Genomic DNA, 23111 nt, shown 5'->3' on the forward strand with positions numbered 1-23111 from the left:
ACAACTGTGATCGGCGCGAACGCGCGGCACTGACACTGGCTTCGCGCGGCATCGGACGACCTGCGCGCGGCCGCCACCAAACGAAACGGCCGGAACCCCGATCCGTGCGACGAATCGGCATTCCGGCCGTCCTGCGCCGCCGGGCCTGAACCCGGCAGCCCGGCGCTGCGTTACGCGCCCGTGTGCGCGGCGATGAAGTCCTTCACCTGTTGCGCGTCGGCCTTCACGACCTCGAAACGCTGCGGCAGCGCCTCGAGCCCGTCGAATGCGGCCGGTCGTTCGGCTTCGCGATCGAGCGCTTCGCGGATCGTCTCGCCGAACTTGATCGGCTGGGCCGTCTCAAGCACGACCATCGGCACGCCCGCGTCGAGATGCTCGCGCGCGACCTTCACGCCGTCGGCCGTGTGCGTATCGATCATCGTGTCGTAGCGCGAGAACACGTCGCGGATCGTCGCGATGCGGTCGGTGTGGCTGCTGCGGCCCGACACGAAGCCGAACTCGGCCACGCGCGCGAAATCGCCGCTCGCCGCGAGGTCGAAACCGCCCTTCTCCTCGACGTCGCGGAACAGCTGCATCACGCGTGCCGGATCGCGGCCGAGCAGGTCGAACACGAAGCGTTCGAAGTTCGACGCCTTCGAGATGTCCATGCTCGGGCTGCTCGTGTGATACGTGTTCTCCGCGCTGCGCACGCGATACGCGCCGGTGCGGAAGAACTCGTCGAGCACGTCGTTCTCGTTGGTCGCGACCACCAGCTTCGCGATCGGCAGGCCCATCATCCGCGCGATGTGACCCGCGCAGACGTTGCCGAAGTTGCCCGACGGCACCGTGAACGACACGCGCTCTTCATTGGACTGCGTCGCCGCGAAATAGCCCTTGAAGTAGTACACGACCTGCGCGACGACGCGCGCCCAGTTGATCGAGTTGACCGTGCCGATCTTCTGCTGCGCCTTGAACGCGTGATCGTTCGACACGGCCTTCACGATGTCCTGGCAGTCGTCGAACACGCCTTCGACCGCGAGGTTGAAGATGTTCGGATCCTGCAGGCTGAACATCTGGGCCGTCTGGAACGCGCTCATCTTCTTGTGCGGCGACAGCATGAACACGCGCACGCCGGCCTTGCCGCGCATCGCGTATTCGGCCGCGCTGCCGGTGTCGCCCGACGTCGCGCCGAGAATGTTCAGCGCGTCGCCGTGCTTCGCGAGCGTGTACTCGAACAGGTTGCCGAGCAGCTGCATTGCCATGTCCTTGAACGCGAGCGTCGGGCCGTTCGACAGTTCGAGCAGCGACAGCGCCGTGCCGTTTTCGGTGCCGAGCGTCTTCAGCGGCGTGATGTCGGACGCGTTCTCGCCATGGCGCGTGTTGCTGTACACGGCGGCCGTATACGTGCGGCGCGTGATCGCGCGCAGGTCGTCGGCCGGCACGTCGTCGCAGAACTTCGACAGGATCTCGAATGCGAGATCCGCGTACGGCAGCGTGCGCCAGCGCGCGAGTTCGTCGGCCGACACCTTCGGATACTCGGCCGGCAGGTACAGCCCGCCGTCCTTCGCGAGACCGCCGAGCAGGATGTCGGAGAACGTATGGCGCTCGCCGATGCCGGCGCCGCGCGTGGAGATGTAGTTCATGTCGTTCCTGGTCCTCAGTTCAGCGCTTCCATGCGCAGCTTCGTCACCTTCGAGACCACCGTCGCGAGGCTTTCGATCTGCGCGATCGCCTTGTTGACGTGCTTCTCGAGCGTCTCGTGCGTGATCAGGACGATGTCGGTTTCGCCGTTCGCGTCGTCGACCTGCTCCGATTCCTTCTGCAGCAACGCGTCGATCGAGATGCCCGTCTCGGCGAGCAGGCGCGTGATGTCCGCGAGCACGCCCGTCTGGTCGGCCACGCGCAGGCGCAGGTAGTAGCCGCTCGTCACTTCCTCGATCGGCAGGATCGGCGTGTTCGACAGGCGGTCCGGCTGGAACGCGAGATGCGGCACGCGATGCTCGGGGTCGGCCGTGTGCAGGCGCGTGACGTCGACGAGATCCGCGACGACCGCCGACGCGGTCGGTTCCGCGCCCGCGCCCTTGCCGTAGTACAGCGTCGTGCCGACCGCGTCGCCGTGCACGACGACCGCGTTCATCGCGCCTTCGACGTTCGCGAGCAGGCGCTTCTCGGGAATCAGCGTCGGGTGCACGCGCAGCTCGATGCCGTTTTCGGCGCGGCGCGTGATGCCGAGCAGCTTGATCCGGTAGCCGAGCTCTTCCGCGTAGCGGATGTCGGTCGCGTCGAGCTTGCTGATGCCTTCGACGTACGCGCGGTCGAACTGGACCGGCACGCCGAACGCGATCGCGCTCATGATGGTCGCCTTGTGCGCGGCGTCGACGCCTTCGATGTCGAAGGTCGGATCGGCTTCCGCGTAGCCGAGCTCCTGCGCGGCCTTCAGCGCGGTCGCGAAGTCGAGCCCGCGGTCGCGCATTTCCGACAGGATGTAGTTCGTCGTGCCGTTGATGATGCCCGCGATGTACTGGATGCGGTTGGCGGTCAGGCCTTCGCGCAGCGCCTTGATGATCGGAATGCCGCCGGCGACGGCCGCCTCGAACGCGACCATCACGCCCTTCGCGCGCGCGGCTTCGAAGATCTCGGTGCCGTGCACCGCGAGCAGCGCCTTGTTCGCCGTCACGACGTGCTTGCCGTTCGCGATCGCGCGCAGCACGAGCTCGCGCGCGATGCCCGTGCCGCCGATCATCTCGGCGATGATTGCGATCGACGGATCGTCCACCACCGCGTTGAAATCGTCGGTGATTTGCGCGCCGCCGGTGTCGCCGCCGAGCGCGGCCTGCGCCTTGGCCGGGTTGCGCACGGCAATGCGCGCGACCTCGATGCCGCGCCCTGCGCGGCGCTTGATTTCTTCCTGATTGCGGTTCAGCACCGTGAAGGTGCCGCTGCCGACGGTGCCGAAGCCCAACAGGCCAACTTTGATCGGTTCCATGCTGCGTGTGGTCGATGAGTAAGAGTGAATGATTTGAATGCCGGGGGACCCCGTCCGCTCAGACGGAATGGCGCTTGCGGTAGCCGTCGAGGAAGCGCGCGATCCGGTTGATCGAATCGGTCAGGTCGTCGAGGTTCGGCAGGAATACCACGCGGAAGTGATCCGGGGCCGCCCAGTTGAAGCCCGTTCCCTGCACGAGCAGCACACGCTCCTCGAGCAACAGGTCGAGGATGAACTGCTGGTCGTTCTGGATCGGATAGAGCTTGGGATCGAGGCGCGGGAACATGTACAGCGCGGCCTGCGGCTTCACGCAGGTCACGCCGGGAATCGACGTGAGCATGTCATACGCGAGCTCGCGCTGCTTGTACAGGCGCCCGCTCGGCACGATCAGCTCGTTGATGCTCTGGTAGCCGCCGAGCGCGGTCTGGATCGCGAACTGCCCGGGCACGTTCGCGCACAGGCGCATCGACGACAGGATCCCGAGGCCTTCCAGGTAATCCTTCGCGCGCCGGCGATTGTCGCCGCCCAGGCCCGACACGGCCATCCAGCCCGCGCGGTAGCCGCACGAGCGATAGCTCTTCGACAGGCTGTTGAACGTGACGGTGATCACGTCTTCCGACAGCGAACCCAGCGCGGTGTGCTCCAGCCCGTCGTAGACGATCTTGTCGTAGACCTCGTCGGCGAACACGATCAGCCCGTGCTCGCGCGCGATCCCGAGCAGCTCGAGCAGCAATTCGTCGGAGTAAAGGGCGCCCGTCGGGTTGTTCGGGTTGATCACGACGATCGCCTTGGTGTTCGGCGTGATCTTGCGGCGGATGTCGTCGAGATCGGGCATCCACGCGTTCTGCTCGTCGCACACGTAATGCACCGGCGTGCCGCCCGACAGGCTCACAGCGGCCGTCCACAGCGGATAGTCGGGCGCCGGCAGCAGCACCTCGTCGCCGTCGTTCAGCAGCGCCTGGGTCGCCATCACGATCAGCTCGGACGCGCCGTTGCCGATGTAGATGTCGTCGAGGCCGACGCCGACCACGCCCTTTTGCTGCGTGTAGTGCATCACGGCCTTGCGGGCCGAGAACACGCCCTTCGAATCCGAATAGCCGGACGACGCCGGCAGGTTGCGGATCATGTCCTGGATGATCTCGTCCGGCGCGTCGAACCCGAACGGCGCGAGGTTGCCGATGTTCAGCTTGATGATGCGGTGGCCTTCTTCCTCGAGGCGCTTCGCGTGCTCGAGCACCGGGCCACGGATGTCGTAGCAGACGTTGAGCAGCTTGTTCGACTTCTGAATCGGTTTCACGACGACACGGTTCCTGGGTTGGCCTTGCGGCCGGGGGACGGGATCAAAACTGGAGAGCGGACGGTCTGTGCGCGCTGTCTAGACTGGGAAAAAGCGGGCGGTCGGACGGCGCTTGTGACGACGCACGACGCAAGTGGCGCCCGGGGGCGACCAAAAAGTTATAATTTAGCGGATTTTGGCCGACTTTCGCAATGCACCATGGCCGCTGCGGGCCCGCGCCGTCAGGCGTCCCGTATGCGCCGGCTCGCGAAATCGGCCGCCCGGGCCCGTGCGGCCCGTGCCAGACACTCCCCTACGGAAACCGCGGATTAACGATTTGAAACTGCACCAGGACACGAGCGGCGCGCTCAACACCGTCACCGGCTACGGCCCCGATTATGTCGACGTCAACCTCCAACGCCACGAAGGGAGCGTCATCGTACTGCCCGGCGCACCGGTGCGGGAATGGCCGGTGTCGTCGTTCGACGCACTCGCGCCCGAGCATTTCGCGATGCTGCTCGACCCGGCGCCCGAACTCGTGATCTTCGGCAGCGGCGCGCGGCTGCGCTTCCCGCATCCTCGGCTCGTGGCCGCGCTTACGGCCAAGCGGATCGGCGTCGAGACGATGGATTTCCAGGCCGCCTGCCGCACCTACAACATCCTGATGGCCGAGGGCCGCAAAGTCGCCGCCGCGCTCTTAATTGAACGTTAATCCCCGATGCGGTAAAACACGGGCCGGCGCACCGGGTCGATCCCCGGATCATCACCGGATCGATACCCGGCAGGCCGCCCGCCCCCGGCGCAACCCGCCGGCGGCCCATCACAACAACCAACAGGCTCAACATCCATGAACGATACGCCGTCGAGGCTACCGCTCAATCGCATCACGCTCGCCCTTCTGTTCCTCGCGCTCGCGATCGTCTGGTTCGCGCCGCTCGGGCTGCGGCACCTGATCCCGAGCGACGAAGGCCGCTACGCGGAGATGGCCCGGGAAATGTTCGTCACCGGCGACTGGATCACGCCGCGCTACAACGGCTACAAGTACTTCGAGAAGCCGCCGCTGCAGACCTGGCTGAACGCGCTGACGTTCGCGTGGTTCGGCATCGGCGAATGGCAGGCGCGCCTCTACACGGGCCTCGCCAGCTTCGCCGGCGTGCTGCTGGTCGGCTTCACCGGCGCGCGCCTGTTCAACCCGCTGTCGGGCTTCCTCGCGGCCGTCGTGCTCGCGTGCTCGCCGTACTGGAACCTGATGGGCCACTTCAACGCGCTCGACATGGGGCTCGCGTTCTGGATGGCGCTGTCGCTCTGCTCGCTGCTGCTCGCGCAGCGCCCCGGGCTGCGCGCGGGCGCGGTGCGCGGCTGGATGTGGGCGTGCTGGGCCGCGATGGCGTTCGCGGTGCTGTCGAAAGGCCTCGTCGGCCTGATCCTGCCCGGCGCCGTGCTGGTGCTCTATACGCTGGTCGCCCGCGACTGGGCGCTGTGGAAGCGGCTCTATCTGGTGAGCGGCCTCGTGATCTTCTTCGCGATCGTCACGCCGTGGTTCGTGCTCGTCCAGCAGCGCAATCCCGAGTTCTTCAATTTCTTCTTCATCGTCCAGCAGTTCCGCCGCTACCTGACCCCGGAACAGAACCGCCCGGGCCCGCTCTACTACTTCGTGCCGGTGCTGCTGGTCGGCTTCCTGCCGTGGCTGTCGGTCGCGTGGCAGAGCATCCGCCACGCGGTGCGCATGCCGCGCCAGCCGAACGGCTTCTCCCCGATGCTCGTGCTGCTGATCTGGAGCGCGTTCATCTTCGTGTTCTTCAGCGTGTCGCATTCGAAGCTGATCTCGTACGTGCTGCCGGTCGCACCGGCGCTCGCGCTGATGATCGGCGCGTATCTGCCGCTGATGACCGCGGAGCGGTTCCGGCGCCACCTGCTCGGCTACCTCGTGTTCTTCGTCGTCGCGGCGTTCGGGATCATCTTCCTCGCGTACCAGGGCGACGCCCGCACGCCGAACGCGCTGTATCGCGCGTTCCAGATGTGGCTGTACGCGGGCCTCGCGGTCGCGGCCGCGCTGACGCTCGCCGCCGCGTGGCTGAACCGCCGCGTGGGCGTCGCGGCCGCGATCGCCGCGTTCGGCGCCGCGTGGCTCGCGTTCGGCACGATCGGCGGCACCGGTCACGACGAGTTCGGCCGCTACAGCTCGGGCGCGCTGCTCGCGCCCACCGTGCGCGCCGAACTGGCGAAGCTGCCGCCCGACACGCCGTTCTACTCGATCGAGATGCTCGATCACACGTTCCCGTTCTATATGGGCCACACGACGATCATGGTCCAGCGCCAGGACGAGCTCGCCTTCGGCATCTCGGTCGAGCCGAACAAATGGATCCCGACCGTCGGCCAATGGATCGAACGCTGGAAGCAGGAAACCCATGCGCTCGCGATCATGCCGACCGGCCAGTACGACACGCTGGTCAAGCAAGGCGTGCCGATGCGCGTGATCGCGCGCGACAACCGCCGCGTGATCGTCGAGAAACCGCAATCGTAAGGACGTCCACCGCATGAATCCCGTTTCGCTCGTCTGCATCGTCACCGGCGTGATGCTCAACGCCTGTGCGCAACTTCTGCTGAAAGCCGGCGTCAACGCAGTTGGACACTTCGAATTCAGCCGCGCGAACATCATCCCGGTCGGGCTGAAGATCGCGACCCAGCTGCCGATCATCGGCGGCCTCGCCTGCTACGTGCTGAGCGTCGTCGTGTGGATTGTCGGGCTGTCGCGGGTCGACGTGTCGATCGCGTATCCGATGCTGTCGCTCGGCTACGTGGTCAACGCCTTCGCAGCGTGGTACCTGTTCGGCGAAGTGCTGTCGGTCCAGCGGCTCGTCGGGATCGGCATCATCCTGATCGGCGTGCTCGTGCTCGCGCGCAGTTGAGCGTGCCCGGCGGGCCCGGATGCACTCACGCGCATTAAGCGTCCGCCTACAAAAAATCACGGTACGAATCCGCCAACCGGTGTTTAATGCCGGTTTCGGGCCGGACCGCCCGACCCCTTTATTACACGCCATTACAGGCTAATGTGTTCATGAGCCAGACTACCGCTCCGTTTCTGCCGTTCACCCGCCCCGAGATCGATGAGGAAACCATCCAGGGCGTCGTCGAAGTGCTGCGCTCGGGCTGGATCACCACCGGCCCGCAAAGCCAGAAATTCGAAGCCGCGCTGTCCGAGTATTGCGGCGGCCGTCCGGTCCGCGCGTTCAATTCGGGCACCTGCACGCTCGAGATCGGCCTGCGCATCGCAGGCGTCGGCCCCGGCGACGAGGTGATCACGACGCCGGCCACGTGGGTGTCGACCAGCAACGTGATTCTCGAGACCGGCGCGACGCCCGTGTTCGCCGACATCGACCCGGTCACGCGCAACATCGACCTCGACAAGCTCGAGCAGGCGATCACGCCGCGCACCAAGGCGATCATCCCGGTCTACCTGGCCGGCCTGCCGGTCGACATGGACCGCCTGTACGCGATCGCGCGCGCACACAGCCTGCGCGTGATCGAGGACGCCGCGCAGGCGCTCGGCTCGACGTGGCACGGCAAGCGCATCGGCGCGTTCGGCGACATCGTGTCGTTCAGCTTCCACGCGAACAAGAACCTGACGACGATCGAAGGCGGCGCGCTGGTGCTGAACGACGAGGACGAGGCGACGCTCGCGCAGAAGTACCGGCTGCAGGGCATCACGCGCACCGGCCTGGACGGGATGGACTGCGACGTGCTCGGCGGCAAGTACAACCTGACCGACGTCGCCGCGCGGGTCGGTCTCGGCCAGCTGCCGCACCTCGAGCGCTTCACCGCGCAGCGCCGTGCGCTCGCGCGCGCGTATTTCGCCGCGCTCGGCGACGGCCCGGCCGTGAAGCTCGGCCTCGGCCTGCCCGTCGCCGATTTCGAGAACAGCAACTGGCACATGTTCCAGGTCACGCTGCCGCTCGAGCGCTTGTCGATCTCGCGCGCCGATTTCATGGCGCAGATGAAGGAACGCGGGATCGGCACGGGCGTCCACTACCCGGCCGTCCATCTTTTCACGCTGTATCGTGCGCGCGGCTTCAAGGAGGGCATGTTCCCCCACGCCGAACGATACGGCGCGTCGACCGTCACGCTGCCGCTCTTCACGCAGATGACCGAAGACGACGTGCGTCGCGTGGCCGACGCCATCAACCAGATTTGCGATCAATACGGAAAATAAGCGTACATGAATCACCTTGAAGCACGCGCCGGGCATCCGGGCGCCGGGCATCCGGGCGCCGCGAACCCGGAGGTATCGGTCATCATCCCCGTGTACAACGAGGAAGAGGGCCTGGCTGCGCTGTTCGCGCGGCTCTACCCGGCACTCGACGCACTCGGCACGTCGTACGAAGTGATCCTGATCAACGACGGCAGCCGCGACCGCTCGGCCGCGATGCTCGCGGACCAGTTCCACGTGCGTCCCGACACGACGCGCGTCGTGCTGCTCAACGGCAACTACGGTCAGCACATGGCGATCCTCGCCGGCTTCGCGCAGTCGCGCGGCGACATCGTCATCACGCTCGATGCCGACCTGCAGAACCCGCCGGAGGAAATCGGCAAGCTGATCGAGAAGATGCGCGCGGGCTACGACTACGTCGGCTCGATCCGCAAGCAGCGTCAGGACAGCCTGTGGCGGCGCAAGGCGTCGCAGATGATGAACCGGCTGCGCGAGCGCATCACGCGGATCAAGATGACCGACCAGGGCTGCATGCTGCGCGCGTACAGCCGCCGCATCATCGACACGATCAACGTGTGCGGCGAAGTCAACACGTTCATCCCCGCGCTCGCCTACACGTTCGCGCAGAACCCGACCGAAATCGAGGTCGCGCACGAGGAGCGCTTCGCGGGCGAGTCGAAGTACTCGCTGTACAGCCTGATCCGGCTGAACTTCGACCTCGTGACGGGCTTCTCGGTCGTGCCGCTGCAGTGGCTGTCGTTCATCGGCGTGATCCTGTCGCTCGGCTCAGCCGCACTGTTCGTGCTGCTGCTCGTGCGCCGCTTCATCGTCGGCGCGGAAGTGCAAGGCGTGTTCACGCTGTTCGCGATCACGTTCTTCCTGCTCGGCGTGATCATCTTCGCGCTCGGCCTGCTCGGCGAATACGTCGGCCGCATCTACCAGCAGGTGCGTGCGCGGCCGCGCTACCTGATCCAGGCCGTGCTCGAACAGCACGACGGCATCCCGGCGGTGCCGGGCATGAACCGCTCGGAGGCCGCGCAATGAAGCCGCGCGCCGTCGTCTTCGCGTATCACAACGTCGGCGTGCGCTGCCTGCAGGTGCTGCTGGCACGCGGCGTCGACGTCGCGCTCGTCGTCACGCACGAGGACAACCCGAACGAGAACATCTGGTTCGGCAGCGTCGCATCGGTTGCCGCCGAGCACGGGATTCCCGTCGCCACGCCGGCCGACCCCACCGACCCGGCACTGCGCCGCGCGGTGTCCGACGCGCAGCCGGACTTCATCTTCTCGTTCTATTACCGCCACATGCTGCCGGTGGACCTGCTCGCGATCGCGCCGCGCGGCGCGTACAACATGCACGGTTCGCTGCTGCCGAAATACCGGGGTCGGGTACCGACCAATTGGGCCGTGCTGAACGGCGAAACGGACACCGGTGCGACGCTGCACGAGATGGCCGCGAAACCGGACGCCGGCGCGATCATCGGCCAGACCGCGGTGCCGATCCTGCCGGACGACACGGCCGCGCAAGTGTTCGACAAGGTGACGGTGGCCGCCGAGCAGACGCTCTGGCGCGTGCTGCCCGCGCTGCTCGCGGGCGAGGCGCCGCACCTGCCGAACGAGCTCGTGAACGGCAGCTACTACGGCGGCCGCAAGCCGGAGGACGGCCGCATCGACTGGTCGAAGCCGGCCGCGCAGGTCTACAACCTGGTGCGCGCGGTCGCGCCCCCGTATCCGGGCGCATTCACCGACGTCAGCGGCACGCGCTTCGTGATCGCCCGCGCGCGCCTCGCGGCGCCCGGCAGCGCGGCCGCCGTGGCGGCGGCAGATTTGCCGCGCGGCCTGCACGTAAGCGATAATGCGCTATTCGGCGTCTGCGGCGACAGCCGCGCCCTATCCATTCTCGAGCTGTGGCAGCAGCGCGACGGCAGCGAAACCGTCGTGACGCCCGCGGAATTCGCGCAGTTCATTCATTCTTCCCGTCATTCATGAAAGCAAAAAAAGTCCTGATCCTGGGTGTGAACGGCTTCATCGGCCATCACCTGTCGAAGCGCATTCTTGAAACCACCGATTGGGAAGTGTTCGGCATGGACATGCAGACCGATCGGCTGGGCGACCTCGTCAACCACGAGCGGATGCACTTCTTCGAAGGCGACATCACGATCAACAAGGAGTGGGTCGAGTATCACGTGAAGAAGTGCGACGTGATCCTGCCGCTCGTGGCGATCGCAACGCCCGCGACCTACGTCAAGCAGCCGCTGCGCGTGTTCGAGCTCGACTTCGAGGCGAACCTGCCGATCGTGCGTTCGGCCGTCAAGTACGGCAAGCACCTCGTGTTTCCGTCGACCTCCGAGGTCTACGGCATGTGCTCGGACGAAGAGTTCGATCCGGACGCATCGGCGCTCACCTACGGCCCGATCAACAAGCCGCGCTGGATCTACGCGTGCTCGAAGCAGCTGATGGACCGCGTGATCTGGGGCTACGGGATGGAAGGCCTGAACTTCACGCTGTTCCGCCCGTTCAACTGGATCGGCCCGGGCCTCGACTCGATCTACACGCCGAAGGAAGGCAGCTCGCGCGTCGTCACGCAGTTCCTCGGCCACATCGTGCGCGGCGAGAACATCAGCCTCGTCGACGGCGGCTCGCAGAAGCGCGCGTTCACCGACATCGACGACGGCATCAGCGCGCTGATGAAGATCATCGACAACAAGAACGGCGTCGCGTCGGGCAAGATCTACAACATCGGGAATCCGAAGAATAACTTCTCGGTTCGCGAGCTCGCGCACAAGATGCTCGAACTGGCCGCCGAATACCCGGAATACGCCGGCTCCGCGAAGCAGGTGCAGCTCGTCGAAACGACGTCGGGCGCCTACTACGGCAACGGCTATCAAGACGTGCAGAACCGCGTGCCGAAGATCGACAACACGATGCAGGAACTCGCGTGGGCGCCGCAATCGACGTTCGACGACGCACTGCGCAAGATCTTCGAAGCGTATCGCGGCCATGTCGCCGACGCGCGCGCGCTGGTCGAGCAGAACTGACCGGGACGCTCGCTTGGCTCGTATCGTCCTCAAGATCGACGTCGACACGCTGCGCGGCACGCGCGAAGGCGTGCCGAACCTCGCGCGCATCTTCGACCGCTTCAGTGCGCGCGCGACCTTCCTCTTCAGCCTCGGGCCCGATCACACGGGCTGGGCGCTGCGGCGCGTGTTCCGCCCCGGCTTCCTGAAGAAGGTGTCGCGCACGTCGGTGGTCGAGCATTACGGCGTGAAGCAGCTGATGTACGGCGTGCTGCTGCCGGGCCCCGACATCGGCCGCCGTGCGATCGCCGACATGCGCGCGATCCACGAGGCCGGCTTCGAATGCGGGATCCATACGTGGGATCACGTGTACTGGCAGGACAACGTGCGCGTGCGCGATCGCGACTGGACCGCGCGTGAAATGCAGAAGAGCCACGCGCGCTTCATCGACATCTTCGGCGCACCGCCCGTCACGCACGGCGCGGCCGGCTGGCAGATGAACGATGCCGCATTCGAGCAGATCGACGCATGGGGGATGCGCTACGCATCCGACGGCCGGGGCCATTCGCCGTACCTGCCGGTGGTCGGCGGCCGCACGCTGTCGCACGTGCAGATGCCGACCACGCTGCCGACGCTCGACGAAGTGCTCGGCATCGACGGCATCGACACGCACAACGTCGCCGCGCACATCCTGAAGTTCACGCAAGCCAATCCGCACGACCAGGTATTCACGCTGCACGCGGAACTGGAAGGCCAGAAGCTCGCGCCGGTGTTCGAACAGCTGCTTGCCGGCTGGCGCGCGCAGGGCCATACGTTTGCGACGATGGGCGACTACCACGCGACGCTGGACCGCGACTCGCTGCCATCGTACCCTGTCACGTGGGGCGAAATCCCCGGCCGCTCCGGCGAACTGATCGTCCAGCCCGACTGAGCGTGCGCGTGCGCCGGCACCGCCCGCCCCGCCCTCGCGGCGTGCCGCAGCGCCCCCGCCGAACCGCGCCGCCCGAGCGGCGCTTTCCATAACAACAGGAGAAACACGTGTCCGTCGAAGTTGACCGTCAAGTTCCCGATTTCACCGCACCGGCCACGGGTGGCGACATTTCGCTGTCCGGCCTGAAGGGCAAGAAGCTCGTCCTGTATTTCTATCCGAAGGACAACACGCCGGGCTGCACGACCGAAGGCCTGCAGTTCCGCGATCTTTATCCGAAGTTCAAGAAGGCTGGCGCCGAAGTCATCGGCGTGTCGCGCGACAGCCTGCGCTCGCATGACAATTTCAAGGCAAAGCTCGAGCTGCCGTTTCCGCTGATTTCCGATGCCGACGAAGCGCTGTGCGCGCTGTTCGATGTCATCAAGATGAAGAAAATGTATGGCAAGGAAGTGCGCGGAATCGAGCGCTCGACGTTCCTGATCGACGCCGACGGCGTGCTCCGCCAGGCATGGCGCGGCGTCAAGGTGCCCGGCCACGTGGACGACGTGCTAAGTGCTGTACAAGCGCTTTGAGCCGCGCTATATTGGGCCGCAATGAATGCCAGTTCGCCCCATATTTCTCGTAGCTGCGCCGGTGCCCGTTGCGTTGCTTGCCGGCACCTGACGCGCATCACGACGGTATCAGCCGAGCCGCATGTCCCGGTCCACGGGGCAGCGGCTTTTTTTATGGACTGCGTGCCGGCTCTCGGTCCGGCCGTCATCTCGTCAAGGAGTTGACCGACACTTAGGCGAACCGGCTCGACGAAATTCCTGTGCGCCACCGCGCGCAAACTGCATGCGTCTACGTCACGCAGGATGCGATCAGCGGCGCACTTCATGCGACACGATTCCTCCCGAGGGACACCATGCCTTTGCCTACCCCCCCCAGCAAGCTCGGCAGCCTGCTGCCGCCCGACGAATACAAGGCGAAAGCGCGGCCCGCGAAAGCCGCGAAGAAATCCGCCGAAGGGGACGCATCCACAGCCGGTGACTACGGTCCGGCCAGCGTGGCCCAACCGATGACCGAAGCCGCGAACACGACCGCACCGCTGCGCGCCGTCGCGTCGTCGGAGCACGATACCGCAAGCACGCCCGCACGCGGCCGCAAGTCCCGGCAGACGGCCGCGTTGCTGCAACCGATGCTGGCGCCGGCCGTACCGGCGGCACCCGCGGCACCCGCCGCGCCGGTCGTTGCACGCAACGACAAGCCGGCCGCCGGCAAACCGTCCGCGGCGCCCGCGCGCGATGCCGGCGCCGCGACGAAGTCGCGCAGCCGCAAGCCGGCCGAAGCCGAACTGCAGAAGCTGTTCGTGCTCGACACCAACGTGCTGATGCACGACCCGAGCAGCCTCTTCCGCTTCGAGGAACACGACGTCTATCTGCCGATGATGACGCTCGAGGAACTCGACAACCACAAGAAGGGGATGTCCGAAGTCGCGCGCAACGCGCGTCAGGTGAGCCGCACGCTCGACTCGCTGGTCGCCGACGGCGGCCCTATCTCGGCCGGCATTCCGCTGTCGCGCCTCGGCAGCCGCGAGGCACTCGGCCGCCTGTACTTCCAGACGAAGCTCGCGGACATCGCGCCGATCGAAGGCCTGCCCGAAGGCAAGGCCGACAACCAGATCCTCGGCGTCGTGCGCGCGCTGCAGCGCGACCGGCCGGACCGCCAGGTCGTGCTGGTGTCGAAAGACATCAACATGCGGATCAAGGCGCACGCGCTCGGCCTGCCCGCTGAAGACTACTTCAACGACCAGGTCCTCGAGGACAAGGATCTCCTCTACAACGGCGTGCGCGAGCTGCCGCAGGATTTCTGGACCAAGCATGCGAAGGGCATGGAGAGCTGGCAGGACACGAAGACGGGCACCACGTATTACCGCGTGACCGGCCCGCTCGTCGCGTCGATGCTCGTCAACGAGTTCGTCTATCTCGAGCCGCAGAACGGCGAGCCGACGTTCCATGCGATCGTCCGCGAACTGAACGGCAAGACGGCGCTGCTGCAGACGCTGCGCGACTACAGCCACCACAAGAACAACGTGTGGGGCATCACCGCGCGCAACCGCGAGCAGAATTTCGCGCTGAACCTGCTGATGAACCCCGAGATCGACTTCGTCACGCTGCTTGGCCAGGCCGGCACCGGCAAGACGCTCGTCGCGCTCGCGGCCGGCCTCGCGCAGGTGCTCGACGACAAGCGCTACAACGAGATCATCGTGACGCGCGCGACCGTGCCCGTCGGCGAGGACATCGGTTTCCTGCCCGGCACCGAGGAAGAGAAGATGCAGCCGTGGATGGGTGCATTCGACGACAACCTCGAGGTGCTGCAGAAGACCGACGACGCGGCCGGCGAATGGGGCCGTGCGGCGACGCAGGAGCTGATCCGTTCGCGCCTGAAGGTGAAGAGCATGAACTTCATGCGCGGCCGCACGTTCGTCGACAAGTACCTGATCATCGACGAAGCGCAGAACCTGACGCCGAAGCAGATGAAGACGCTCGTGACGCGCGCGGGCCCCGGCACGAAGATCGTGTGCCTCGGCAACATCGCGCAGATCGACACGCCTTACCTGACCGAAGGCAGCTCGGGCCTGACCTACGTCGTCGACCGCTTCAAGGGCTGGGGCCACAGTGGCCACGTGACGCTCGCGCGCGGCGAACGCTCGCGGCTCGCCGACTACGCGTCGGACATCCTGTAACGCACGACACGCCGGCTTTCGCCGGCCGTCGACGCCACGCGGCGCTCCGTTTCCGGAGCGCCGTTTTTATTTTTGGGGTCGAAATCGTTGGTCACGCTTCGTAACGGAACAACCTCACTTACGCGCGAAACTTCAAGTAAATTCTCAGGAATGGTTGCCTAAGCCCCGCCGGAACGTCTACCATCGGGTCTGTCTGTTGTCATACGATTGGCGAGCGCGTCGCGCTCGTCCGCCTTCTCATGCTTCGAATCTGGGTTCCCGTCGCCGTCGTTTCACTGCTCGCGGCCTGCTCCAGCGTGCCGCCGCAGTCGGCATCGCGCACCTCCGGCATGAAGATCACGACCCCGCGCGCGTTCCCGCCGCCCGCCAATTTCCCGAAATTCGTCGATCACAGCGTCGGCCAGGAAGAAATCTCGATCCAGGCGATGAGCCTCGTCGGCGTGCCGTATCGCTGGGGCGGCAACACGCCGACGAGCGGTTTCGACTGCAGCGGGCTCGTGCGCTACGTGATCGGCCGCGCGGCCGACGTGAACCTGCCGCGCACGACCGCCGACATGAGCAGCCGCGGTGTATCGATCGATCCCGAGCAGGTCGCGCCGGGCGACCTGATCTTCTTCAATACGACCGGACGCCCGCATTCGCACGTCGGCATCTATGTCGGCAAGCTGCGCTTCGTCAACGCGCCGTCGACCGGCGGCACCGTGCGGCTCGATTATTTGACGAACCCGTACTGGGCGAAGCGCTTCGACGGCATTCGCCGTGTCGCGCCGCCGCGCGGCACATCGGCACCGTTCGATTCGCCGACCTACGAGGCACGGCGCGACGCGCCGCCGGCCGCACCGGCCGCTGTCGTGACCGCACCCGCGCCACGGCAGCCCGCCTATGCCGCTGCGCAAGCCAGCGCGGCCCCGTCTCCCGCTCCGGTCGCGCCAGCCGCGGCCGTCGTATCGACCGCCGCGGTGGCGCCGGCAGCCGCGCCTGCCGCCGATCCGTACGAACCGCCGCCGTCGCGCATGCAGGCCGCCCGGCAGCAGGCAAGCTCCACGAGCGGCGACATGAGCGCCCCGACCGTGAATGCAGCGACGGCCGTCCCGGCAGAGGTCGGCACGCAGATTCCGACGACGGCGCTGACCGCCGCCCAGGCGGCCGCGTTCGACGACGAACCGCCGCCCGCCGCCGCGCCGTCGCCGCGCGCCATCGAGCCCGCGCAGGTGTGGCGTGCGTCGACGCAATCCGCGCCCGTCAGCGCGCGCACCGGCACCGCGGACGATCCGATCGCCCGCTTCGCGAACGGCAGTTACTGACCCGCGTCATCGTCGGCGGCAACCGCGTCCTTCGCCGCACTTTTCCCGACCACCAAAGAAAATGCGCCGCAACCTTTCGGTTGGCGGCGCATTTCGTGTCGAGGCGGCAGCGTCGAAATCAGAAGATCTGGTGCCCGACCCACCATCCGCCGGCCGCGATCAGCGCGGATGCCGGAATCGTCAGCACCCATGCCCACACGATGTTGCCGGCAACGCCCCAGCGCACGGCCGACAGCTTCTGCGTCGCGCCGACACCGACGATCGCACCGGTGATCGTGTGCGTGGTCGACACCGGAATACCGAGGAACGACGCGATGAACAGCGTGATCGCCCCGCCGCTTTCGGCACAGAAACCGCCGACCGGCTTGAGCTTCGTGATCTTCTGGCCCATCGTGCGCACGATGCGCCAGCCGCCGAACAGCGTGCCGAGGCCCATCGACAGGTAGCACGCGCCGATCACCCACGCAGGCGGTGCATCGGCCGTCGCCGACGCATAGCCCGACGCGATCAGCAGCATCCAGATGATGCCGATCGTCTTCTGTGCGTCGTTGCCGCCGTGACCCAGGCTGTACAGGCCGGCCGACAGCAGCTGGAACCGCCGGAAGCGCCGGTCGACCTTGCTTGGCGCGGTGCGGAAATACAGCCACGACACGCCGAGCATGAACAGCGAACCGAGAATGAAGCCGAGCAGCGGCGAAATGAAGATGAACGCGACGGTCTTCATCAGGCCATCGATGTTCAGCGCGCTCCAGCCCGACTTCGCGAGCGCCGAGCCGACGAGGCCGCCGATCAGCGCGTGCGACGAACTCGACGGGATCCCGTAGTACCACGTGATCACGTTCCAGCCGATCGCGCCGATCAGCGCGCCGAACACGACGTAGTGGTCAACGATCTCCGGATCGATCGTGCCTTTGCCGACCGTCTGTGCCACCTTCAGGTGGAAGATGAAATACGCGATGACGTTGAACGCGGCCGCGAACACGACGGCCTGCTGGGGCTTCAGCACCCCGGTGGACACCACGGTGGCGATCGAGTTCGCCGCATCGTGGAAGCCGTTCATGAAGTCGAATACGAGCGCGACGAGCACCAGCGTCGCGACCATCCATAGGGCGAGTTGTATCGAATGCATCGTGGTCCGCTCAGGCGTTTTCCAGCACGATGCCTTCGATGATGTTCGCGACGTCCTCGCACTTGTCGGTGATCTCCTCGAGCAGCTCGTAGATCGCCTTCAGCTTGATGAGCGTCTTCACGTCGTCTTCCTCGCGGAACAGCTTCGACATCGCCGAGCGCAGCACGCGATCGGCCTCCGACTCCCAGCGGTCGATCTCTTCGCATTGCTTGAGGATCTGCGCCGACTGCTTCATGTCGGACAGCATGCCGACGGCCTGCTGCACGTGCTGGGCCGACTGCGTGACGATGTGCGCGAGCTGGCTCGCCTCGGACGTGACGGAGCGCACGTCGTACAGCGACACGGCCGTCGCGACGTCTTCCATCAGGTCGAGGATGTCGTCCATCGTCGTGATCAGCTTGTGGATCTCGTCGCGATCGAGCGGCGTGATGAAGGTCTTGTGCAGCAGATCGATCGCTTCGTGCGTCAGCTTGTCAGCGGCCTTCTCGGCAATTTGCACGTTTTGCTTGTGAATCTCGGCGTCGGCGAGATTGTCGATCAGCAGTTCGAGCTCGCGGCCACCGGAAACGATGTGCTTCGCGTGCGCGTTGAAGAGTTCAAAGAACTTGCCCTCGGTGGGCATGAATCGACCGAACATGGGATTCCTGAGAGATTGTCAAACTACTGTCACGAAAACGGGCGACATTGTACCGTTTCCGGTCGGGCCGCGCCGCGCGCATATGCGCACGGCGGGATTGGATACAACGCTTGGCGATTTAGGGCTTTACATCCGGCGTCACTCGCCGTAGAAGGTCTGCGCCCCTGCAAAGTTGTCGAACTTCGTGAATTGCCCCAGGAACGTGAGCCGAACGGGGCCGATCGGACCGTTACGCTGCTTGCCGATGATGATTTCGGCCGTGCCCTTGTCGGGGCTGTCCGGGTTGTAGACTTCGTCGCGATAAATGAACAGGATCACGTCCGCATCCTGTTCGATTGCGCCCGATTCGCGCAAATCGGACATCACCGGACGCTTGTTCGGACGCTGTTCGAGGCCGCGGTTCAGCTGCGACAACGCGATCACCGGCACGTCCAGCTCCTTTGCCAGACTCTTCAGCGATCGCGAGATTTCCGAGATTTCGGTCGCGCGGTTCTCGCCCTGCGACGAACCCGACATCAGCTGCAGGTAGTCGACGATGATCAGGCCGAGCTTGCCGCATTGCCGGGCGAGACGCCGTGCGCGCGAGCGCAATTCCATCGGGTTCAGGCCGCCCGTCTCGTCGATGAAGAGCTGCGCCTCGCTCATCTTCTGCACCGCGTGCGTCAGTTTCGGCCAGTCCTCGTCGGTCAGGCGGCCCGTACGCATCCGGTGCTGGTCGAGCCGGCCGATCGAGCCGAGCATACGCATCACGAGCTGGGTGCCCGGCATTTCCATCGAGAACACCGCGACCGGCAGCCCGTACTCGACCGCGACGTATTCGCCGATGTTCATCGAGAACGCCGTCTTACCCATCGACGGGCGCCCTGCGACGATGATCAACTCACCGCCGTGCATCCCGGACGTCATCCGGTCGAGGTCGACGAAACCCGTCGGCGTGCCCGTGACGTCGCTCGGATTCGCGGTGTGGTACAGCGTGTCGATGCGCTCGACGACCTGCGTGAGCAGCGGGCCGATCTCGAGGAAGCCCTGGTTGCCGCGCGCGCCTTCTTCCGCGATCGAGAACACCTTCGATTCGGCTTCGTCCAGCAGCTGGCGGACTTCCTTGCCCTGCGGATTGAACGCATCGGCCGAGATTTCGTCGGCGACCGACACGAGCCGGCGCAGCACCGCGCGGTCGCGCACGATTTCCGCATAGCGGCGGATGTTAGCCGCGCTCGGCGTGTTCTGCGCGAGTGCGTTCAGGTACGCGAGGCCGCCGACGTCGTCGGCCTTGCCGGACGTGGTCAGCGCTTCGTACACGGTCACGACGTCGGCCGGGCGCGTCGACGCGATCAGCCGGCCGATGTGCTCGTAGATGATCCGGTGGTCGTAGCGATAGAAGTCGCCCTGCGACAGGAAGTCGGCTATCCGGTCCCATGCCGCGTTGTCGAGCAACAGGCCGCCGAGCACCGACTGCTCGGCTTCGACCGAGTGCGGCGGGACTTTCAGCGATTCGATTTGAGGATCTTGCGGCGCGTTCATGGGTTGGGATTATCGCGAATAACCTACGACGTTGCTAGAGACGGGCCCCGACGAACAGGCAATAAAAAAGGCAGGCCCCGGTTGCCCGGGCGCCTGCCCTTGTCCGGACAGCGGAAGCCGCCCGGGAAGCTTGCGTACGACGCTTACGCGTGGTCGCCGATCACGTTGATCGTGACGTCGACGACGACGTCCGTATGCAGCGCGACCTGAACCGTGTGCTCGCCGATCATCTTCAGCGGGCCTTCCGGCATGCGAACTTGCAGCTTCTCGACTTCGTAGCCTGCCTTCTTCAGCAGTTCCGCGATGTCGCCGTTCGTGACCGAGCCGAACAGACGGCCGTCAACGCCCGACTTCTGCGTGATTTCGAACGACTGGCCGTTCAGCTTCTCGCCGACTGCCTGCGACGCTGCCAGCTTCTCGGCGGCGACCTTTTCGAGTTCAGCGCGGCGAACTTCGAATTCGGCGATCGCTTCCTTCGTTGCACGGCGAGCCTTGCGGTTCGGGATCAGGAAGTTGCGAGCGTAACCGTCCTTGACCTTGACGATGTCGCCGAGGTTACCCAGATTGGCGACTTTTTCCAACAGAATGATTTGCATTCGAATTCTCCTTATTGCGTCGCCTGATTACGCCTTGTGCTGATCGGTGTACGGCAGCAGCGCGAGGAAACGCGCACGCTTGATGGCCGTATCCAGCTGACGCTGATAGTGCGCCTTCGTACCCGTCAGACGAGCCGGCGTGATCTTGCCGTTTTCGCCGATGAAGTCCTTCAGCGTTTCCGTGTCCTTGTAGTCGATCTGGTCGACGCCGGCTGCCGTGAAACGGCAGAACTTCTTGCGCTTGAAGAGCGGGTTTTGTTGCTGACGACGCTTGTCGAATTTCTTACCAGTCGGGCGGGGCATGATTTCAGTCCTTTCCAATGTCCTGCAATGCTGTGATGTGAAACACCAAGGTTCTCGCGTTGCGGCTTTTCTTTGCCAGGAAGCCCGTGAACAGCGTTTCGACGCCCATTTCACGACTTTCCAGCCTGCCGCTCGCCTCACCGGCCGCCACCGCCTCGATCGTCATTTCGACCTGACGGGAAATGCCTGCTTCGACGACTTCCGTGCGGTGGTGCAACGTGGCGCTTGCGATCGGAACACCTGCCGGCGTATATCGCACCGGTGCGCGTTCGACGACGCTCGCCGTCAATTGCAACCTGTTCACGTGAGTAGCGCGCTCCTTGATGGCTTAATGAATGACGAACTTAAGCCTGCGCTTCGGTCGGCTGAGCAGCAGCCGCCTTCTTGGCTTCTTCGCGCTGAACTTCCTTCATCATCGGCGACGGGCCGGTCTCGGCCTTCTTCATCTTGACGATGAGGTGGCGCAGCACGGCGTCGTTGAACTTGAACGCGTGTTCGAGTTCGTCGAGCGTCGTCTGGTCGCACTCGATGTTCATGCAGACGTAGTGAGCCTTCGCGAGTTTCTCGATCATGTAGGCCAGTTGGCGACGGCCCCAGTCTTCGACACGGTGGATCTGGCCGCCGTGCGTCGTGATCGTGGTCTTGTAACGCTCGATCATCGCGGGCACTTGCTCGCTTTGATCGGGGTGCACGATGAATACGATTTCGTAATGACGCATTACACACTCCTTGTGGATTGAAGCCACCCGGGCGTCTGAACCGGTGTGGCAAGTGAGAAGCCGAAGATTCTAACCCGGATACAGGGCGCATGCAACACCGATCGACGATTCCGGACCGGATTCGGCCATGTTTTCAAAGACTTGAACCCGCGCCGACGGTCGAACGGCGGCTCGCACGCCCGCTCGGAATCGGGGACGGAGCCTCACGCGCGGGTGACGGGCCGGCGCCGCGTCCCGCCGTCACTCGCCGCGCGCCCCGCCCAGCCGCGCGTCGAGCGCCGTCCTGAACGCGGCCAGCGCCGACGGCTCGGCGTCGGTCACGGCCCACCAGGTCATCCCGGCCGCGTCCCAGCGGTCGAGCGCGTAGCCTTGGGACACGGTCGCGTACGGCGCCGCCTCCCCGCCGCCGCCCGCCGGCCGCACGTACACGTCGATCACGTGCTGCCGGTATCGGTACACGAGCACCGCGACGCGGCGCCGCCCGACGTAGTCGAGCCGGCCGCCCACGAGCGGGAAGCCGCTCGCCGACAGGTCCTCGACCGGCGGCGCATAGTCGAGCCGGCCGTTGAACCACGGCTTGACGGTATGCCGGTCGGTCGAGATCACGTCGATGTCGCGCGCCGACAGGCCGGCCCGCACGTGGCTCGCGACCAGCTCGTCGACCATCTGGCCGGTTGCGGCGTGACGGGCGGACAGCGCCATCCCGGCCGCCGCCGCGAGCGCGACCACCAGCGCCACGCCCCAGCCGAGCGCGGGCACCGCCGTGACGCGCGGCCCCGGCCCGGCCGAGGCCGGGCGAGCCGATACGCCGCGTCCGGCCGGCCACGAGAACCACCGGCGCCCGCCCGATCGAGGCCGCGGCCGCGGTGCCGCATCAGGCTCCGGCGCCGCCGCGGCCGGCCCGCGCTCGCGCGCGCCGCCTGCCGCCGGCAGCGCCGCGAGGATGCTCGCCCGCAGCGCATCGGGCGCGCGGTGATAATCGGCCTGCCGCACGGCCCGCCCCAGCACGACGATCCGCTCGCGTTCGCGGCGGCACGCGTCGCACCCGTCGACATGCCGCTGGACGCACAACGCATCGGGCGCCGACAGCTCGCGGTCGACGTCCGCGTCCAGCAAGGCTCGCGCTTCGTTACAGTCCATCGATCGCCTCCGATGCGGTTCCGCTCGCCGACGCACGCCCCGACACGGGTCCGGACGGCGGCACCTGCGTGCCGTCCAGCAGCGCGGCAAGCCGGCGCCGGCCGCGCGAGAGCCGCGACATCACCGTGCCCACCGGCACGTCGGCGATCGCCGCGATCTCGCGGTAGCTCAAATCCTCCATCTCGCGCAGCACCAGCACCTCGCGGTATTCGGGCGGCAGCTTCGCGAGCGCCGCGTTCACGAGCCGCACGTTCTCGCCGCGCAGCAGCTGCGCGAGCGGATCGCCCGGCGCCGGCTGCCAGTCGTCGGGCACCTCCGTGTCGTCGAGCGTGTCGGGCAGTGCAACCTCGTGCGCGTGGGTGCGGCGGCGCCACTCCGTGTACCAGGTGTGGCGCACGATCGTCAGCAGCCACGGCCGGGCGTTGTCGCCGCGACACGAGTCGACGAAGCGCAGCGCGCGCATGCACGCGTCCTGGACGACGTCGTCCGCATCGCCCGGATTGCCGCTCAGCCAGCGTGCGAGGTTGTACGCGGCGTCGAGATGCGGCAGCACGAGCGCGCGAAACCGCTCGCCGCGCGCGATCGCGTCGCCGTCTGGCTGCTCGTCGACCGCCTGTCCGGCTTGCCCCACATGGCCTCCCTGGT

General features: G+C 66.0%; 23 protein-coding genes and 1 pseudogene. 11 read left to right on the plus strand and 13 right to left on the minus strand.

Annotated elements, in window-relative coordinates; genetic code table 11:
• Window positions 1-170: 170 nt before the first annotated feature.
• The 3 genes from thrC to ACP26O_RS09460 are packed head-to-tail and all read right to left on the minus strand — an operon-like array spanning window position 171 to window position 4262.
• Complete coding sequence (thrC, locus tag ACP26O_RS09450) at window positions 171-1622, minus strand: threonine synthase (protein WP_105834102.1); 1452 nt, start codon at window positions 1620-1622, stop codon at window positions 171-173.
• 14 nt (window positions 1623-1636) lie between these two features.
• Window positions 1637-2965 carry a homoserine dehydrogenase gene (locus tag ACP26O_RS09455; RefSeq protein WP_175664824.1) on the minus strand — a complete coding sequence of 443 codons (1329 nt, stop codon included), beginning with the start codon at window positions 2963-2965 and terminating at the stop codon, window positions 1637-1639.
• 58 nt (window positions 2966-3023) lie between these two features.
• Complete coding sequence (locus ACP26O_RS09460; RefSeq protein ID WP_006754745.1) at window positions 3024-4262, minus strand: pyridoxal phosphate-dependent aminotransferase; 1239 nt, start codon at window positions 4260-4262, stop codon at window positions 3024-3026.
• A 316-nt stretch (window positions 4263-4578) separates the two neighbouring features.
• Between ACP26O_RS09460 and ACP26O_RS09465 the strand changes: the two genes are divergently transcribed.
• The 9 genes from ACP26O_RS09465 (at window position 4579) to ACP26O_RS09505 (ending at window position 12964) form a co-directional block, all read left to right on the plus strand.
• Entirely contained in the window at window positions 4579-4953 is a 375-nt protein-coding gene (locus tag ACP26O_RS09465; RefSeq protein ID WP_041489817.1) for an Mth938-like domain-containing protein, read from the plus strand.
• A 135-nt stretch (window positions 4954-5088) separates the two neighbouring features.
• Entirely contained in the window at window positions 5089-6765 is a 1677-nt protein-coding gene (locus ACP26O_RS09470; RefSeq protein WP_175664825.1) for a glycosyltransferase family 39 protein, read from the plus strand.
• 13 nt (window positions 6766-6778) lie between these two features.
• Window positions 6779-7150 carry an SMR family transporter gene (locus tag ACP26O_RS09475; RefSeq protein ID WP_011657057.1) on the plus strand — a complete coding sequence of 124 codons (372 nt, stop codon included), beginning with the start codon at window positions 6779-6781 and terminating at the stop codon, window positions 7148-7150.
• Window positions 7151-7299: 149 nt separating this feature from the next.
• The gene (locus ACP26O_RS09480) at window positions 7300-8451 is read left to right on the plus strand and encodes a DegT/DnrJ/EryC1/StrS family aminotransferase (RefSeq protein WP_175660633.1); all 1152 of its coding nucleotides are present in this window, start codon (window positions 7300-7302) and stop codon (window positions 8449-8451) included.
• Window positions 8452-8457: 6 nt separating this feature from the next.
• Window positions 8458-9492: a glycosyltransferase gene (locus ACP26O_RS09485; RefSeq protein WP_105834098.1), complete on the plus strand. Its 1035-nt coding sequence runs from the start codon at window positions 8458-8460 to the stop codon at window positions 9490-9492.
• Window positions 9489-10436 (plus strand): formyltransferase, encoded by a 948-nt coding sequence (locus ACP26O_RS09490; protein ID WP_175664826.1) that lies wholly within the window; start codon window positions 9489-9491, stop codon window positions 10434-10436. The genes ACP26O_RS09485 and ACP26O_RS09490 overlap by 4 nt, the downstream gene beginning before the upstream one ends.
• Window positions 10433-11485 (plus strand): bifunctional UDP-4-keto-pentose/UDP-xylose synthase, encoded by a 1053-nt coding sequence (locus tag ACP26O_RS09495; RefSeq protein ID WP_011657061.1) that lies wholly within the window; start codon window positions 10433-10435, stop codon window positions 11483-11485. Before ACP26O_RS09490 ends, ACP26O_RS09495 begins: the two co-directional genes overlap by 4 nt.
• A gap of 13 nt (window positions 11486-11498) precedes the next feature.
• Window positions 11499-12395 carry a polysaccharide deacetylase family protein gene (locus tag ACP26O_RS09500; RefSeq protein ID WP_011657062.1) on the plus strand — a complete coding sequence of 299 codons (897 nt, stop codon included), beginning with the start codon at window positions 11499-11501 and terminating at the stop codon, window positions 12393-12395.
• Between the two features lie 107 nt (window positions 12396-12502).
• The gene (locus tag ACP26O_RS09505) at window positions 12503-12964 is read left to right on the plus strand and encodes a peroxiredoxin (RefSeq protein WP_175664827.1); all 462 of its coding nucleotides are present in this window, start codon (window positions 12503-12505) and stop codon (window positions 12962-12964) included.
• A 192-nt stretch (window positions 12965-13156) separates the two neighbouring features.
• On the opposite strand, the pseudogene ACP26O_RS09510 reads toward ACP26O_RS09505, so the two are convergent.
• Window positions 13157-13401 (minus strand): annotated as a pseudogene (locus ACP26O_RS09510) (hypothetical protein); the annotation flags it as partial.
• On the opposite strand from ACP26O_RS09510, the gene ACP26O_RS09515 reads away from it, so the two are divergent.
• Entirely contained in the window at window positions 13297-15117 is a 1821-nt protein-coding gene (locus ACP26O_RS09515; protein ID WP_175664828.1) for a PhoH family protein, read from the plus strand. The pseudogene ACP26O_RS09510 and the gene ACP26O_RS09515 sit on opposite strands and share 105 nt — an antisense overlap.
• A gap of 239 nt (window positions 15118-15356) precedes the next feature.
• Window positions 15357-16421, plus strand: a complete 1065-nt coding sequence (locus tag ACP26O_RS09520) for a C40 family peptidase (protein WP_175701279.1) — start codon at window positions 15357-15359, stop codon at window positions 16419-16421.
• Window positions 16422-16539: 118 nt separating this feature from the next.
• Here ACP26O_RS09520 and ACP26O_RS09525 read toward each other — a convergent pair whose 3' ends face one another.
• The 9 genes from ACP26O_RS09525 to ACP26O_RS09565 all read right to left on the minus strand — a co-directional run bounded on the left by ACP26O_RS09525 (window position 16540) and on the right by ACP26O_RS09565 (window position 23097).
• On the minus strand, window positions 16540-17550 hold the full coding sequence (locus tag ACP26O_RS09525) for an inorganic phosphate transporter (RefSeq protein ID WP_011657066.1): 1011 nt from the start codon (window positions 17548-17550) through the stop codon (window positions 16540-16542).
• A gap of 10 nt (window positions 17551-17560) precedes the next feature.
• Window positions 17561-18187, minus strand: coding sequence for a DUF47 domain-containing protein (locus tag ACP26O_RS09530; RefSeq protein WP_006755440.1), 627 nt, complete (start codon window positions 18185-18187; stop codon window positions 17561-17563).
• Window positions 18188-18325: 138 nt separating this feature from the next.
• A complete protein-coding gene (locus ACP26O_RS09535) occupies window positions 18326-19708 on the minus strand; it encodes a replicative DNA helicase (RefSeq protein ID WP_006755439.1) in 1383 nt (460 codons plus the stop codon).
• A 143-nt stretch (window positions 19709-19851) separates the two neighbouring features.
• Window positions 19852-20304: a 50S ribosomal protein L9 gene (rplI, locus tag ACP26O_RS09540; protein WP_006755438.1), complete on the minus strand. Its 453-nt coding sequence runs from the start codon at window positions 20302-20304 to the stop codon at window positions 19852-19854.
• Window positions 20305-20331: 27 nt separating this feature from the next.
• Complete coding sequence (rpsR, locus tag ACP26O_RS09545) at window positions 20332-20607, minus strand: 30S ribosomal protein S18 (RefSeq protein ID WP_011657068.1); 276 nt, start codon at window positions 20605-20607, stop codon at window positions 20332-20334.
• Between the two features lie 4 nt (window positions 20608-20611).
• Window positions 20612-20911, minus strand: a complete 300-nt coding sequence (priB, locus tag ACP26O_RS09550; RefSeq protein WP_175664830.1) for a primosomal replication protein N — start codon at window positions 20909-20911, stop codon at window positions 20612-20614.
• A 40-nt stretch (window positions 20912-20951) separates the two neighbouring features.
• The gene (gene rpsF / locus ACP26O_RS09555) at window positions 20952-21326 is read right to left on the minus strand and encodes a 30S ribosomal protein S6 (protein WP_006755436.1); all 375 of its coding nucleotides are present in this window, start codon (window positions 21324-21326) and stop codon (window positions 20952-20954) included.
• A gap of 240 nt (window positions 21327-21566) precedes the next feature.
• Window positions 21567-22466, minus strand: a complete 900-nt coding sequence (locus tag ACP26O_RS09560) for an anti-sigma factor family protein (protein ID WP_175664831.1) — start codon at window positions 22464-22466, stop codon at window positions 21567-21569.
• Window positions 22456-23097, minus strand: coding sequence for an RNA polymerase sigma factor (locus ACP26O_RS09565; RefSeq protein ID WP_175664832.1), 642 nt, complete (start codon window positions 23095-23097; stop codon window positions 22456-22458). The genes ACP26O_RS09560 and ACP26O_RS09565 overlap by 11 nt, the downstream gene beginning before the upstream one ends.
• Window positions 23098-23111: the final 14 nt, after the last annotated feature.

The sequence above is a fragment of the Burkholderia sp. R-40 genome, from assembly GCF_049942845.1.
In the GTDB taxonomy this organism is placed as follows: Bacteria; Pseudomonadota; Gammaproteobacteria; order Burkholderiales; family Burkholderiaceae; genus Burkholderia; species Burkholderia ambifaria.